Origin of the sequence: Massilia agrisoli, from assembly GCF_020831365.1 — a bacterium.
GTDB lineage: Bacteria > Pseudomonadota > Gammaproteobacteria > Burkholderiales > Burkholderiaceae_D > Telluria_A > Telluria_A agrisoli.
This window is the reverse complement of record NZ_JAJHPV010000013.1, coordinates 632,194-646,194: the sequence shown is the minus strand read 5'-3', so window position 1 is coordinate 646,194 and position 14,001 is coordinate 632,194. Positions and strand designations below refer to the sequence as shown.

At 63.6% G+C, this 14,001-nt stretch carries 13 protein-coding genes; all 13 read right to left on the bottom strand.

The features are described from left to right. Positions 1 to 11: 11 nt before the first annotated feature. Complete coding sequence (locus LMJ30_RS11895; protein WP_229432557.1) at positions 12 to 557, bottom strand: phosphoribosyltransferase; 546 nt, start codon at positions 555 to 557, stop codon at positions 12 to 14. 20 nt (positions 558 to 577) lie between these two features. Further along, a complete protein-coding gene (locus LMJ30_RS11890) occupies positions 578 to 1,891 on the bottom strand; it encodes an adenylosuccinate synthase (protein WP_229432556.1) in 1,314 nt (437 codons plus the stop codon). 5 nt (positions 1,892 to 1,896) lie between these two features. Continuing rightward, positions 1,897 to 3,051 carry an ATP phosphoribosyltransferase regulatory subunit gene (locus LMJ30_RS11885; protein ID WP_229432555.1) on the bottom strand — a complete coding sequence of 385 codons (1,155 nt, stop codon included), beginning with the start codon at positions 3,049 to 3,051 and terminating at the stop codon, positions 1,897 to 1,899. Positions 3,052 to 3,280: 229 nt separating this feature from the next. Beyond that, complete coding sequence (hflC, locus tag LMJ30_RS11880; RefSeq protein WP_229432554.1) at positions 3,281 to 4,153, bottom strand: protease modulator HflC; 873 nt, start codon at positions 4,151 to 4,153, stop codon at positions 3,281 to 3,283. Then, positions 4,153 to 5,433: an FtsH protease activity modulator HflK gene (hflK, locus tag LMJ30_RS11875; protein WP_229432553.1), complete on the bottom strand. Its 1,281-nt coding sequence runs from the start codon at positions 5,431 to 5,433 to the stop codon at positions 4,153 to 4,155. Before hflK ends, hflC begins: the two co-directional genes overlap by 1 nt. A gap of 1 nt (position 5,434) precedes the next feature. After that, positions 5,435 to 6,631 (bottom strand): GTPase HflX, encoded by a 1,197-nt coding sequence (gene hflX, locus LMJ30_RS11870; protein ID WP_229432552.1) that lies wholly within the window; start codon positions 6,629 to 6,631, stop codon positions 5,435 to 5,437. Positions 6,632 to 6,685: 54 nt separating this feature from the next. Then, complete coding sequence (gene hfq, locus LMJ30_RS11865) at positions 6,686 to 6,922, bottom strand: RNA chaperone Hfq (RefSeq protein WP_026354376.1); 237 nt, start codon at positions 6,920 to 6,922, stop codon at positions 6,686 to 6,688. 137 nt (positions 6,923 to 7,059) lie between these two features. Continuing rightward, complete coding sequence (der, locus tag LMJ30_RS11860; protein ID WP_229432551.1) at positions 7,060 to 8,403, bottom strand: ribosome biogenesis GTPase Der; 1,344 nt, start codon at positions 8,401 to 8,403, stop codon at positions 7,060 to 7,062. A gap of 1 nt (position 8,404) precedes the next feature. Continuing rightward, positions 8,405 to 9,559 (bottom strand): outer membrane protein assembly factor BamB, encoded by a 1,155-nt coding sequence (gene bamB / locus LMJ30_RS11855; protein ID WP_229432550.1) that lies wholly within the window; start codon positions 9,557 to 9,559, stop codon positions 8,405 to 8,407. 96 nt (positions 9,560 to 9,655) lie between these two features. After that, on the bottom strand, positions 9,656 to 10,309 hold the full coding sequence (locus tag LMJ30_RS11850) for a YfgM family protein (protein WP_229432549.1): 654 nt from the start codon (positions 10,307 to 10,309) through the stop codon (positions 9,656 to 9,658). A 49-nt stretch (positions 10,310 to 10,358) separates the two neighbouring features. After that, entirely contained in the window at positions 10,359 to 11,699 is a 1,341-nt protein-coding gene (hisS, locus tag LMJ30_RS11845) for a histidine--tRNA ligase (RefSeq protein ID WP_229432548.1), read from the bottom strand. An 86-nt stretch (positions 11,700 to 11,785) separates the two neighbouring features. After that, positions 11,786 to 13,060, bottom strand: coding sequence for a flavodoxin-dependent (E)-4-hydroxy-3-methylbut-2-enyl-diphosphate synthase (gene ispG, locus LMJ30_RS11840; RefSeq protein WP_229432547.1), 1,275 nt, complete (start codon positions 13,058 to 13,060; stop codon positions 11,786 to 11,788). A 3-nt stretch (positions 13,061 to 13,063) separates the two neighbouring features. After that, positions 13,064 to 13,990 (bottom strand): helix-turn-helix domain-containing protein, encoded by a 927-nt coding sequence (locus tag LMJ30_RS11835; RefSeq protein WP_229432546.1) that lies wholly within the window; start codon positions 13,988 to 13,990, stop codon positions 13,064 to 13,066. Positions 13,991 to 14,001: the final 11 nt, after the last annotated feature.

The window sequence follows — 14,001 nt, the reverse complement described above, 5'->3', positions numbered from 1 at the left end:
AACCCAGCAGCTTACGCCTGCTTATCGAACTTCTTCAACCAAGCCGACAGCTGATGCGGGCGCAGGCCGTCGTAGTCTTCGAACGGCTGGTGAATCCACGGGTTGTGCGGCAGGTCTTCCAGGTAGTAATCCGGACGAATCGCCGACGTACCCTTGACCCAGATGACAGCGGATTTCACCTCAGTCACTTCCGTGAAATTTTCTTTCAGGTGCTTGGTGACCTTGTCCAGCGTAACGCCCGAGTCTGCCAGGTCATCGACCAGCAGGATCTTGCCCTTCAGCGGGCCCTTGGTCATCGTCATGTACTTGGCGATGTCCAGGTCGCCCTGCTTGGTGCCGGCTTCTTCACGGTACGAGCTGGTCGACAGGATCGCCAGCGGCACGTCGAAGATGCGCGAGAACACGTCGCCCGGGCGAACGCCGCCGCGCGCCAGGCACAGCACCTGGTCGAACTTCCAGCCCGATTCGTACACCTTGAGCGCCAGGCGCTCGATCAGGCGGTGGTACTCGTCCCAGGATACCCAGAGGTCTTTATCGGTCGATGGTGGGGTGGTCATGAAAGCTCCTCTTCTAATTATTATTCGAACGGGTGACGCAGGACGATGGTCTCTACGCGGTCAGGACCAGTCGATACCATATCGATCGGCACGCCGACCAGCTCTTCGATGCGCTTGATGTAAGCACGTGCGGCCGCCGGCAGTTCAGCCAGCGACTTGGCGCCAACCGTGCTCTCGGTCCAGCCGGCCATCTCTTCGTACACCGGCACGCAGCGCGCCGCGTCTTCAGCGCCAACCGGGAAGATGTCGACAGCGCGGCCGTCGATGGTGTAGCCGGTGCACAGCTTGAGCGACTCGAGGCCGTCCAGCACGTCCAGCTTGGTCAGGCACATGCCCGACACGCCGTTGATCTGCACCGAGCGGCGCAGCAGCGCGGCGTCGAACCAGCCGCAGCGGCGTGCGCGGCCAGTGACGGTGCCGAACTCGTGGCCGATGCGCGACAGGTGCTCGCCCACGCCTGCATCGGTTGGCAGCTCCGACGGGAACGGGCCGGAGCCGACGCGCGTCGTGTATGCCTTGGTGATGCCAAGGATGTAGTGCAGCATGCCTGGGCCAACGCCCGCGCCTGCGGCGGCGTTACCAGCCACGCAGTTCGACGAGGTGACGAACGGATAGGTGCCGTGGTCGACGTCGAGCAGCGAGCCCTGTGCGCCTTCGAACAGCAGGTTGCCACCGGCCTTGTGCGCCGCATACAGCGCGGACGATACGTCGCCGACCATCGGGCGCAGGCGCGGTACCAGCGCCATCGCGTCGTCGAAGGTCTTCTGGAAGTCGACTGCGTCGGCCTTCAGGTAGTTCGTCAGCACGAAGTTATGGTAGTCGAGGTTTTCGCGGAGCTTTTCGGCGAAGCGCTCTTCGTTGAGCATGTCGGCGATGCGGATCGCGCGGCGCGCCACCTTGTCTTCGTATGCAGGACCGATGCCCTTGCCGGTCGTGCCGATCTTGTTCACGCCGCGCGCCGCTTCGCGTGCGACGTCGATGGCGACGTGATACGGCAGGATCGCCGGGCAGGCTTCCGAGATCTTCAGGCGCGAGGCGACTTCAATGCCGGCCTTTTCGAGCTTGTCGATTTCACGCATTACGTCAGGTACCGACACCACCACACCGTTGCCGATGTAGCAGGCGACGCCTGCGCGCATGATGCCCGATGGGATCAGCTGCAGCGCGGTCTTCTGGCCGTCGATGACGAGCGTATGGCCCGCATTGTGGCCGCCCTGGAAGCGCACCACGCCTTGCGCGTTGTCCGTCAACCAGTCGACGATCTTACCTTTGCCCTCATCGCCCCACTGGGTACCGATGACAACGACGTTCTTTGCCACGTTTTTCTTTGACATCACACTTAACCTAAGTTTTTGAGAATCCAGTTACTGTCTTCGAGGACGAGTACGCGGTCGCACTCGAACTCGTCCTGCTCATCGTCATGACCCGGCATACTCTGGATCACAACCTCGCCTGCCTTGCGCAGTTGAGCGATTTGTTCGCGCAGCTCGGGGGCGTTGCCCCACGGTGCGCGGATGGAGTGTTTGCGCTCGGCGGTCGGCAAGAGCCGCGCCAGTTCGCGCAGGTCGAGCGAGAAGCCGGTGGCGGGACGGGCCCGGCCAAACGCTTCGCCGACATGGTCGTAGCGGCCGCCGCGCGCAACCGCGTTAGGCAGGCCGGGGACATACAGCGCGAACATCGCGCCGCTTTCGTATTGGTAGCCGCGCAGGTCGGCCAGGTCGATCGCCACTTCGGCGCGGCCCAGCGCACTGCCGGCCAGCGCCGCCAGTTCGGCCAGCGCCTTCGTCACGCCAGACAGCGCAGGCAGCACGTCGCGCGCACGCGTGAGCACGTCGATGTCGCCGTACAGGTTCGGCAGCGCCATCAGGGCGGCGCGCGTGGCTTCGCTGTAGTTGGCCGTGCGTTCGGCCAGGCCCGGGCAGTCCTTGGCGCGCAGCAGCGCCGACAGCGCCGCTTCGTCCTTTTTGGCGGCTTCGTCTTCCGCGATAATCGCGCGCAGCACGCCGACATGCGACATGTCGAGGCGTACATCGGGGAAGCCTGCCATGGCCAGCGACGCCAGCGCCAGTTCCTGGATCTCGGCGTCGGCTTCAAGTCCGGCGTGGCCGTAAATTTCGGCGCCGATCTGCAGCGGCTCGCGCGTCGCGTGCAGGCCAGACGGATGCGTGTGCAGCACGCTGCCCGCGTAGCACAGGCGCGTGACGGAATCGCGGTTCAGCAGGTGGGCGTCGATGCGCGCCACTTGCGTCGTCATGTCCGGGCGCAGGCCCAGCATGCGGCCCGACATCGGGTCGATCAGCTTGTAGGTGCGCTGCTCGGTGTCCTTGCCCGCGCCGGTCAGCAGCGACTCGACGTATTCAAGCAGCGGCGGCATCACGAGCTCGTATCCGTACAGGCGGAAGTTATCGAGCATCAGGCGACGCAGCTCCTCGATCTTGCGCGCTTCAGACGGCAAGACGTCGGCAATGTTTTCAGGCAAAAGCCAATTCGGCATGAGCAGGGACAATTTGGGAGATTATTAAAAGACGAACAACGCGCAGCATAAGGCGTGCGAAAAATAGCGCCGAATCGGTAATTTTACCCGAAATTGGGTGTATTGCGGGAGAAAACCGGTGTCGCTACTTGTCACTGTTGCAGCAAAAACGTCGTTCCCGCGAAGGCGGGAACCTATACCATCTAGCTAAGTATAGATTCCCGCGTGCGCGGGAACGACGTTAGTTGGATTACTTCGTGCCCGGATTACGGAAGTACTTGAAGAACTCCGAATTCGAGTCGATGACCATCACGTCGTTGCGGTCCTTGAAGCTGGCGCGGTAGGCTTCCAGCGAGCGGTAGAACTTGTAGAACTCAGGGTTCTTGCCGAAGGCCTGGGCGTAGATCTGCGATGCCTTGGCGTCGCCCTCACCCTTAATCTTCTCGGCTTCGCGGAACGCTTCAGCCAGGATCACGGTGCGCTGGCGGTCGGCGTCCGCGCGGATTTTCTCCGAGTCTGCCTGGCCGGTCGAACGCAGTTCATTGGCCACGCGGGCGCGCTCTGCCTTCATGCGCTCGTACACCGAGTTATTGATCTGCTCGACGTAATCGACGCGCTTGAGGCGCACGTCGACGATCTGCACGCCGATCTGCTTGGCCTCGGCCACAACCTTGGCCTGGATCGACTGCATTACCTTGCCACGCTCGCCGGAGATCACTTCACGCACGGTGCGCTTGGTGATCTCGTCGTTCAGCGCTGCCTTGACGATCTGCGACATGCGGTCACGCGCACGCGTTTCGTCGCCGCCGAAGCTGACGTAGTACAGGCGCGGCTCGGTGATGCGCCACTTGATGAAGGCATCGACCAGGATGTTCTTCTTCTCGGCCGTGATGAAGCGGTCGGCGTCAGGCGTGTCGAGCGTCAGGATGCGCTTGTCCAGGTACAGCACGTTCTGGAACGGCGGCGGCAGCTTGAAGTGCAGGCCAGGCTCGCTGATCACTTCACGCACTTCACCGAGTGCGAACACAATCGCGAAGCGGCGCTGGTCGACTACGAACACGGTCGACGACAGGATCATCAAGCCAATGAAGCCCGCGACAAAAATGGATACAAGGCGGTTCATTAACGGCTCTCCCGATCACGTGAAGATTCGCGACTACGGCTGTCGCGCTGGATTACCTGGTCAAGCGGCGCCGCAGCTTCCGCAGGAACCGGCATCGTTACCGGGCCGGACTTGCTGCCTACCGACGCCGCATTGCTCGCGCTTTGCGCGATCAGCTTGTCGAGCGGGAGGTACAGCAGGTTGCTGTTCGATTTAGCGTCGACCATCACTTTGCTTGCGCTGGTGAAGATCTGCTGCATGGTGTCGAGGTACAGGCGGTCGCGGGTTACGCCAGGCGCCTTCTGGTATTCAGCCAGCACCTGGTTGAAGCGCGACGCGTTACCGGTTGCGTTCTCGGTGACCATCGAACGGTACGCTTCGGCTTCCTGCAGCAGGCGCGAAGCGTTACCGCGGGCACGCGGGATCACGTCGTTGGCGTAGGCCTGGCCTTCGTTCTTGGCGCGTTCGCGGTCCTGCCCTGCCTTGACTGCGTCGTCGAAGGAGCTTTGTACCTGCTCCGGCGGCTGCACGCCCTGCATCGTCACGTTGGTGATGACGGCGCCCAGCGCATAGCGGTCGACGATCGTCTGCATCAGCATCTGGACGTCGTTGGCGACCTTCTCGCGGCCTTCGTACAAGACGAAGTCCATCTTGCTCTTGCCGACCACTTCGCGGATCGCCGTTTCGGCAACCTGGCGAACGGTTTCGTCCTGGTCGCGGTTGTTAAACAGCCAGTCGACCGGGTTTTTCAAGGTGTACTGCACGGCGAACTGGATGTCGATGATGTTCTCGTCATCGGTCAGCATCAGCGCTTCTTGCGGGCGCTTGTTCTTGACGTTCGAGCGGTAGCCGATTTCGGCGGTGCGCACCTGCGAGACGTTGACCGTCTCGTGGGCCTGGAACGGATACGGCCAGCGCCAGTTGAAACCGGCGCCGGTGGTGCGGCTCAGCTTACCGAAGGTGGTCACCACGCCGGCCTGGCCTTCCTGCACGATGAAGGCGCCGCTGGCGAGCCAGATGAAGAGGATGATGGCGGCGACCACGCCGGCAGTAGCGCCAGCGCCTTTCATATCGCCGCCGTAGCCCGGGCCGCCGTTATCGCCGCCGCCGCCCTTGTTCTTCTGGCCGAACAGGCGGTTCAGGCGCGCATTGAAGTCGCGCCACATCTGTTCGAGGTCGGGAGGGCCTTCGCCCGGGCGTTTGCCTTCCTGGGCTTTGTTGTCGCCTTCGGGCTTGCGGCCCCAGCGCGGGTCGTTCAGCGTCAGCTTGATGCCGGCGCGTTTAAGGATTGAGACAAGCATGCTATCGTGGTCCGACGTTGGTGGAGGTTAGAATACTTTCGGATTGAGGGCCGTCGGCCGTTTCGGCGTCAGGCATCTCAGGTCCGGCATCGTCCTGCTCTTTGTTTGCATATTGATAGGTCAGACCTGGCGCAGACTTGGCTGATTCGACGATCGCGTCGCGCAGCAAATCCAGGCCCGCGCCGCTTCTGGCGCTGATAAAAACGCGGCTGATCTTACCATATTCATCACGCTCGACCGCAGGCTCAAGCCTGGCTGCATCGATCTTGTTCCAGACCAGGATCTGGGGAATATGGTCGGCGCCGATTTCTTTCAGCACCAGGTTGACCTGTTCAATCTGTTCCATCCGCACCGGGCTGGCGCCGTCGACCACGTGCAGCAGCAGGTCGGCGTGGATGGTTTCTTCAAGCGTGGCGCGGAACGCGGCCACCAGCTGGTGCGGCAGCTCGCGTACGAAGCCGACCGTGTCGGAGATGACGACATTGCCCACTTCTTCGCCCAGGTAGACGCGGCGCGAGGTCGTGTCCAGCGTGGCGAACAGCTGGTTCGCGACATACACGCCCGCCTTGGTCATCGCGTTGAACAAGGTCGACTTGCCGGCGTTGGTGTAGCCGACCAAGGACACCGAGAAGGTGCCGGTGCGCCCGCGCGAACGGCGCTGGGTCTCGTGCTGCTTGCGCAGCTTGGCCAGGCGCGCGCGCAGGGCCTTGACGCGCTCGCCGATCAGGCGGCGGTCGGTCTCGAGCTGGGTCTCACCCGGGCCGCGCAGGCCGATACCGCCCTTCTGGCGTTCAAGGTGGGTCCAGCCGCGAATCAGGCGCGTGGACAGGTGCTGGAGCTGGGCCAGTTCGACCTGCAGCTTACCCTCGTGGCTCTGGGCGCGTTGCGCGAAGATGTCGAGGATCAGGCTGGTGCGGTCGAGCACCCGGACGTTCAGGCGCTTTTCGAGGTTGCGCTGCTGGGCAGGCGACAGCGCGTGATTGAAGATGACGATTTCGACCTGCTCGGCCACGCAGGCCTGCGCCACTTCGTCGGCCTTGCCGCTGCCGATGAAGTAGGCGGAGTCAGGGCTGGATCGCTTGGCGGTGATGGTCGTGATCGGCTCGGCGCCCGCCGAATGGGCGAGCAGCGCCAATTCTTCGAGGCTGGCGTCGAAATCGCCAGCGCCGAAGTCGACGCCGACTAAGGCCGCGCGCATTGGGTACCCGGGCAGAGGTCGGCGCGGCGCGAGACAGGCGTTTCGCCCATCTGCTTATTCAGCTTCGGAGTCAAGGTTGAGGTTGACAGCGCGTGCCGGTACGACGGTGGAAATTGCATGCTTGTAGACCATCTGGGTGACCGTGTTACGCAGCAGTACGACGTACTGGTCGAACGACTCGATGTGGCCTTGCAGCTTGATCCCGTTGACCAGGTAGATCGAGACTGGGACGTGCTCTTTGCGCAATGCATTGAGGAATGGGTCTTGTAACAATTGCCCTTTGTTGCTCATAAAAGCTCCGTGTGTTGTTGTAGTAAAGAATTGGAGGCGCCTAGCGCTTTTTTCAAGAGACACCATTCTATAAAAAAGCGAATGATGTCTCCAAGCTACTGTAAACGGTTTTGCCAGTTTGTGTCGGACGACCGGCGTTATTTCTGCGTTCGGGCAAAAGGATTCTTTCCGGTACGCAATTCAATCCGCAGCGGGGTGCCCACCAGGTTGAATGTGTCGCGGAAATGCTTTTCCAGGTAACGCTTGTACGGCTCGGTGATCGCTTCCAGCGAATTGCCGTGGATGACGATGATCGGCGGATTCTGGCCGCCCTGGTGCGCGTAGCGCATCTTCGGACGGGTCGATCCCTTGCGCTTCGGCTCCTGCTTCTCGACCGCCTCGATCAGGGCGCGGGTCAGGCGCGGCGTCGACAGGTCGGCGGTGGCGGCGGCATAGGCGGCGTCCACGGACTTCATCAGCGGGCCGATGCCGGTGGCCTTCAGCGCCGAGATAAAGTGCATCTTGGCGAACGACAGGAAGTCCAGCTTGCGGTCGAGGTCGATCTTGATCTCGTCGCGGTCGCTCGACTGCAGGCCGTCCCACTTGTTGACGGCGACCACCAGCGCGCGGCCCGACTCCAGGATGAAGCCCGCGATGTGGGCGTCCTGCTCCGAGATGTCCTGCTGCGCGTCGAGCAGCAGGATAACCACGTGGGCTTCCGAGATCGACTGCAAAGTTTTCACGACCGAGAACTTCTCGATCGCCTCAAACACCTTGCCGCGGCGGCGGATGCCGGCCGTGTCGATCAGGGTGTAGTGCCTGCCCTCGCGCTCGAACGGAATCTCGATCGAGTCGCGGGTGGTGCCCGGCATGTCGAACGCGATCACCCGCTGCTCGCCGATCAGGGTGTTCACCAGGGTCGACTTGCCCACGTTCGGGCGGCCCACGATGGCGATCTTGATGCCGCGTTCGGCCGGCTCGAGTTCTTCCTGGTCGGCCGGACGCTGCGCAAACGCCGCGTCGATGGCTTCTTCGACCAGGTCGGCCACGCCGTCGCCGTGGGCGGCGGAGATCACGTACGGGTCGCCCATGCCGAGTTCATAAAAGTCGGCCACCACGGAGGTGTACTTCATGCCCTCGGCCTTGTTCACCACCAGCATGACCTTGCGGCCAGACTTGCGCAGGAAGTCGGTGATGGTCTTGTCGTGCGGCGTCAGTCCCTGGCGGCCGTCGACGATGAACACCACGACGTCGGCTTCGGCCACGGCCTGCTTGGTCTGCAGCGCCATTTGATGGACGATGCCTTCCTTGGCTACGGGCTCGAAACCGCCGGTGTCGATGACCAGGAACGGACGCTCGCCGACGCGGCCTTCGCCGTAGTGGCGGTCGCGCGTCAGGCCTGGCAGGTCCGCTACCAGCGCATCGCGCGAGCGGGTGAGGCGATTGAATAAGGTCGATTTCCCGACGTTGGGTCGACCAACTAGTGCTATTACCGGCTTCATTTTATTCGACCGCGATTGCGGTCACGGTCCCAGATTGTGTTTGAAAAATCAGATTCGAGCCTGCGACCTGGGGAACCGAGATCACCGGGCTTCCGTCAGTTGCGGCACGTGCTAAAAAGCTGCCATCTTCCCGCGACAGGAAGTGGATGTAACCCTGGTAGTCGCCCACCGCCACGGCGCGGCCGTAGGAGATCGGCGTGGACAGGCGGCGGTAGCCGAGCTTGTCGTTCTTCCAGACGCTGGCGCCGCTTTCGCGGTCGAAGGCCGATACCGCGCCCTTGTCGTCGACGGCGAACACGAAGCGCTGGTCAACCGACACGCCCACCTCAGACGACAGTTCCTTGTTCCAGCGCGCCTGGCCGGTGGCGGCGTCGAAGCAGCCCACGCGGCCCTGGTACGCGGCGGCGCATACCTGGCCTTCGAACAGCACCGGCGTGCCGCCGATGTCGGTCACGCGTTCCAGTTCGGTGGCGCCGCGCGCCTCGCCGACCGCCACTTCCCAGCGCGGCGCGCCGGTCGCCAGCACCAGCGAAATCAGTTTGCCGCCCGGCTGGGCGATGATGACGTCCTTGTCCACCACGATCATGCCCGGCGCATTGCGCAGGGTAAGCGGCGGCGAGGTGCGCTGGACTGTCCATTTCTGCTCGCCGCTCCTGGCGTCCAGGCCGACGATGCGGTTGTCGATCGAGCGCACCACCACCACGCCCTGCCCTACCACTGGCGAGGACAGTACTTCGGACGATGCCTGGTACTTCCACATCGCCTTGCCGTCCATGTCGAATGCCAGCACGGTGCCCTTGTGGCCGCCGAACACCAGCATGTTGCCGTCCGAGCCCACACCCGCCGTCAGCGGGGTCTCGGACTTGACGCGCCACAGCTGGCGGCCGGTCGCCGATTCAACGCGCGCGATGGCGCCGTCGGCGCTGGCCGCGATCACCGTGTTGCCGACGATGGCGGGCGTGAAGACGAAGTCCTGCGCCTTGCCGATGTCGAGCTTCCATGCGGTGCGCACGGCCATCGAGCCTTTCAGCTCGACCAGCGGCGCCGGCTGGTTGCCCTTCGCCTTGGAAGCGAAAGGATTGATCGAATTGAGCGTGGAACAACCGGCCACCAGGGCCAGGACACCTGCACCGACAAGCTTCTGGGTAATACGCATATTCATATACCTTGTACTTTTTTGTTCATTGCCGCCAGAGGGCGCAAAGCCCGCGCGCACCCGCAGAGGGCACGCGCGGGCTGCCAGGACCGGGAATTACGCAGCCGCTTTCGGGGTCGCTACAGTACCGCCAATCGCTTCAAGCTTGAGCTGCACCAGCTGGCGAGCCGGGTCATTCTTTGCCATCGCGTCGAGTGCAGCCTGGTAGGCGCTGCGCGCCTCGGCCACCTTGTTCTGCGCTACCAGTACGTCGCCCTTGCGGTCGGCTACAGCCGAAGCGAACTGCGGCAGCACTTCGCCGCCCAGGGTCTTGAGCGCTTCATCGTACGCTTTTTCGTCCAGCAGCACGCCGGCCAGGCGCAGGCGCGCCACCGACTGGTACTCGTCGCTGCCATGCTCGACAACCCACTGCAGGCGCGCCTTGGCGGTCTTCATGTCGTTGGCGTCGAAGGCGCTCTTGGCCGCGGCCAGCGCGCTCATCTGCGCATACGCGCTGCGCGCGTACTTCGACTCGATATCGGCGGCGATGCGCTGTACCTTGGCGTTGTCCCTGGCGGCGAGCGACTTCTGCATTTCTTCGTACAGGCCCGATGCTTCGGCAGCGGTATTGCGCTGGTAGTAGTTCCAGTAGTTATACGCAGCGTAGCTACCCAGGACGATGATCGCCAGCCAGGTAATCAGGTTGCCAAACTTGTTCCAGAAAGCCTTCAGCGACGCTATCTGCTCTTGTTCTTCGAGATCGTATGCCATGTGTTTATAGGTATAGTGAGTGGATCAAAAATGGTATCAGCGCTGCTTATCAGTGATGATAATGCACGTGGTCGTGATCGTGGTCGTGGCCGCAGCCGACGATCTGGTCGACCAGGTAGTCGACCACTTCCAGGAACGGCACGGATGCCTGCTGCTGGTCCGCGTCGCCTTCGCGCAGCGCCTTGACGGCGGCCATTTCGTTGGCCAGTTCGTCCTCGCCGATGATGACCGCAAACGCAGCGCCGCTGCCGTCCGCCTTCTTCATCTGGCTCTTGAAGCTGCCCGCACCCGCGGCAGTGGCGCAATGTAGCACAACATCGAGGCCGGCATCGCGAATGCGCTCGGCCAAAATGAATGCCTGGGTCTGGGCCGCCTCGCCCTGGTGCACCATGTAGACGTCGCACAGCGCTGGCGCGGCAGGCTCGCCGGCCAGCTTCATCAGCTCGACCAGGCGCTCGATGCCCATCGCGAAACCGACCGCAGGGGTTGGCTTGCCGCCGAAGGTTTCGATCAGCGGGTCGTAACGGCCGCCGGCGCACACGGTGCCCTGCGCGCCCAGTTCGTCGGTAACCCATTCGAACACGGTGCGGTTGTAGTAGTCCAGGCCGCGCACCAGGCGCGGGTTGACCGTGTACTGGATGTTGTTGGCGTCAAGGATGCGCTTGACGCCTTCGAAGTGGGCGACCGATTCGCCTTCGAGGTAGTCGAGCAGCTTCGGCGCGTTGTTGACCAGGTCCTGCATCGCCGGGTTCTTGGTGTCGAGGATGCGCAGCGGGTTGGCGTGCAGGCGGCGCTTGGCTTCGGCGTCGAGCAGCGACTCGTTGGCTTCGAAATAGGCGATCAGGTCGGCGCGGTGGCGGTTGCGCTCGGCCGCGTCGCCGATCGAGTTCAGCTCGAGGCGGATGTTTTCCAGGCCCAGGTCATCCCACAGGCGGCGGCACAGCATGATCAGTTCGGCGTCGATGTCCGGGCCGGTGAAGCCGACCGCTTCAGCGCCGATCTGGAAGAACTGGCGGTAGCGGCCGCGCTGCGGACGCTCGTGGCGGAACATCGGGCCCTTGTACCACAGGCGCTTCGGGCCTTCGTAGACCAGGTTGTGCTCGACTACCGCGCGCACCACGCTGGCCGTGCCTTCAGGGCGCAGGGTCAGCGCGTCGCCGTTCATCGAATCGGTGAACGAGTACATTTCCTTTTCCACGATATCGGTCACGGCGCCGATGGCGCGCGCGAACAGCGCGGTGTCTTCGACGATCGGGGTGACGATCTTCTGGAAGCCATAGCTTTGCAGGACCGACTGGGCGGTGTTCTCGAACAGCTCCCACAGCGGCGCGTCGGCCGGCAGGATGTCGTTCATGCCCTTAACGGCAAGAAGTTTTTCGGGTTTAGACATTTATTCTTCCACAATCATTTTTCACGTCGTTCCCGCGGATGCGGGAACCCATACTCAGCATGGGTCCCCGCATTCGCGAGGACGACTTAACTTGATGCCGCGGTCTCGCGACCGTAATTCTTCTTTACATAATCGAGCACAATTTGCTGGAACTCCTCGACGATGCGCTCGCCGCGCAGGGTGGCAAACTTCTGGCCGTCGACGAAGACCGGCGCGGCCGGCGATTCGCCGGTGCCCGGCAGGCTGATGCCGATGTTGGCGTGCTTCGATTCGCCCGGGCCATTGACGATGCAGCCCATGACGGCCACGTTCATCGCTTCGACACCCGGATAGGTCTTTTTCCACTCCGGCATCTGCTCGCGCAGGTAGGTCTGGATGTTGTCGGCCAGTTCCTGGAACGTGGTCGAGGTGGTGCGGCCGCAGCCAGGGCAGGCAATCACCATCGGCGAGAATTTGCGCAGGCCCATGGTCTGCAGGATCTCCTGCGCCACCACGATTTCCTTGGTGCGGTCGCCGCCCGGTTCCGGGGTCAGCGAAATACGGATGGTGTCGCCGATGCCTTCCTGCAGCAGCACCGACAGCGCGGCCGTCGAGGCCACGATGCCCTTGCTGCCCATGCCCGCCTCGGTCAGGCCGAGGTGCAGCGGGTAGTCGCAGCGGCGCGCCAGTTCGCGGTACACCGCGATCAGGTCCTGCACGCCCGAGACCTTGCACGACAAGATGATCTTGTCGCGGCCCAGGCCCAGTTCTTCGGCACGCACCGCGTTCTCGATCGCGGAGGTGATCAAGGCTTCGTACATCACCGCCTGCGCGCTCCACGGCTCGGCGCGTTGGGCGTTTTCATCCATGATGCGGGCCAGCAGCGACTGGTCGAGGCTGCCCCAGTTGACGCCGATGCGCACCGGCTTGTCGTACTGTGCCGCCACTTCGATCATCTGCGCAAACTGGGTGTCGCGCTTGGCGCCCTGCCCCACGTTGCCCGGATTGATGCGGTACTTCGACAGCGCGCGCGCGCACTCGGGGAAGTCGCGCAGCAGGGTGTGGCCGTTGTAGTGGAAGTCGCCCACCAGCGGCACGTCGATTTCCATGCGGTCGAGCTGTTCGCGGATCAGCGGCACGGCGGCCGCCGCTTCCGGCTTGTCGACCGTGATGCGGACCATTTCGGAACCGGCGCGCGCCAGCTCCTTGACCTGGATCGCGGTGCCGATCACGTCTGCCGTATCGGTATTGGTCATCGACTGCACGACGACGGGCGCGTCGCCGCCGACCCAGATCTTGCGCTCGCCGTGCGATACCAGCACGGCGCGGCTGACGCGGCGGGCCATTGGACCGGAAGGAATTGCAGAATTCGAGAATGCCATGTTTTACTGAACTTTGACTCGTGAAATGGTGCTGCCCTGCAGTGCCGGCAGCGCAATCGGCGCGCCGCGCAAGGTGGCCGTGACGGCGTCAGGCTTGCCGACGATGACTGTGGATGGGCCGGAGATCTCGACGCTGGCCGTTTCGCCGGCCTTGACCATGCGGCGCACCAGCGCCTTGCCCTGGGCATCGCGTACTTCGACCCATGAATCTTCGCGCACGTTGAGCACCAGCGGATTGGCGCCGGCTGCAGCCACGGTGGCGGCAGGCGTTGCCGGCGCGGCGACCGCGGCTGGCGGCGGCGTACCGACACCCTGGACCGGGCCGGCAACGGCTGGCGTGGCTGGCGCCGCATCGGTTGCGGCGGCCGGCGGCGGTACCGAAATCAGCGGCACCGACGGGTCCTGCACCAGCGGGGTCGAAGGCGACAGGGCCGGAACAGGCTGGGTCAGCACGGCGGTTTCGCCAGCCGGCGCGTCGGCGCCGAACAGTTTGCCAGGCACCAGGCCCAGCTGCCATGCGCCGATGCCGGCGGCAGCCACCAGCAGCACCGCCAGGATCGGCACCAGCGGCAGCTTGCTGCGCTTGCCGTGGCTCGGGAAGCGCACTTCCGAGAACGTCGCCGGGCGCTCGCGGCGGATGCTGCCGGCGATGCCCGCCTCTGGCGCATCGAGGGCGATCTGGGCCACCAGCGGCGCCGGGTCGAGGCGGACCACCTTGGCGTAGGCGCGTACGAAACCGCGCACCACGGCCGGTCCCGGCAGCGCGGCGTAGTCGCCCGCTTCCAGCGCCACTACCTGGCGCACGGCCATCTTCAACTGGTCGGCAATCTGCTCGACCGACCAACCCATCGCTTCACGCGCGGCGGCCAGGGTTTTTCCCGGAACACCATGATTGTCTGCCGCCGGCTGGTCTACCCACTCTCCGCTCATTGTTTTTCCTG

Excerpts from the sequence above, each read along its gene's own strand:
- der (WP_229432551.1), bottom strand. The coding sequence starts at position 8,403 with ATGAAGCCGGTAATAGCACTAGTTGGTCGACCCAACGTCGGGAAATCG.
- hflX (WP_229432552.1), bottom strand. The coding sequence starts at position 6,631 with ATGCGCGCGGCCTTAGTCGGCGTCGACTTCGGCGCTGGCGATTTCGAC.
- hisS (WP_229432548.1), bottom strand. The coding sequence starts at position 11,699 with ATGTCTAAACCCGAAAAACTTCTTGCCGTTAAGGGCATGAACGACATC.
- hflC (WP_229432554.1), bottom strand. The coding sequence starts at position 4,153 with ATGAACCGCCTTGTATCCATTTTTGTCGCGGGCTTCATTGGCTTGATG.
- LMJ30_RS11850 (WP_229432549.1), bottom strand. The coding sequence starts at position 10,309 with ATGGCATACGATCTCGAAGAACAAGAGCAGATAGCGTCGCTGAAGGCT.
- hfq (WP_026354376.1), bottom strand. The coding sequence starts at position 6,922 with ATGAGCAACAAAGGGCAATTGTTACAAGACCCATTCCTCAATGCATTG.
- LMJ30_RS11885 (WP_229432555.1), bottom strand. The coding sequence starts at position 3,051 with ATGCCGAATTGGCTTTTGCCTGAAAACATTGCCGACGTCTTGCCGTCT.
- LMJ30_RS11890 (WP_229432556.1), bottom strand. The coding sequence starts at position 1,891 with ATGTCAAAGAAAAACGTGGCAAAGAACGTCGTTGTCATCGGTACCCAG.
- LMJ30_RS11895 (WP_229432557.1), bottom strand. The coding sequence starts at position 557 with ATGACCACCCCACCATCGACCGATAAAGACCTCTGGGTATCCTGGGAC.
- bamB (WP_229432550.1), bottom strand. The coding sequence starts at position 9,559 with ATGCGTATTACCCAGAAGCTTGTCGGTGCAGGTGTCCTGGCCCTGGTG.
- hflK (WP_229432553.1), bottom strand. The coding sequence starts at position 5,433 with ATGCTTGTCTCAATCCTTAAACGCGCCGGCATCAAGCTGACGCTGAAC.
- LMJ30_RS11835 (WP_229432546.1), bottom strand. The coding sequence starts at position 13,990 with ATGAGCGGAGAGTGGGTAGACCAGCCGGCGGCAGACAATCATGGTGTT.
- ispG (WP_229432547.1), bottom strand. The coding sequence starts at position 13,060 with ATGGCATTCTCGAATTCTGCAATTCCTTCCGGTCCAATGGCCCGCCGC.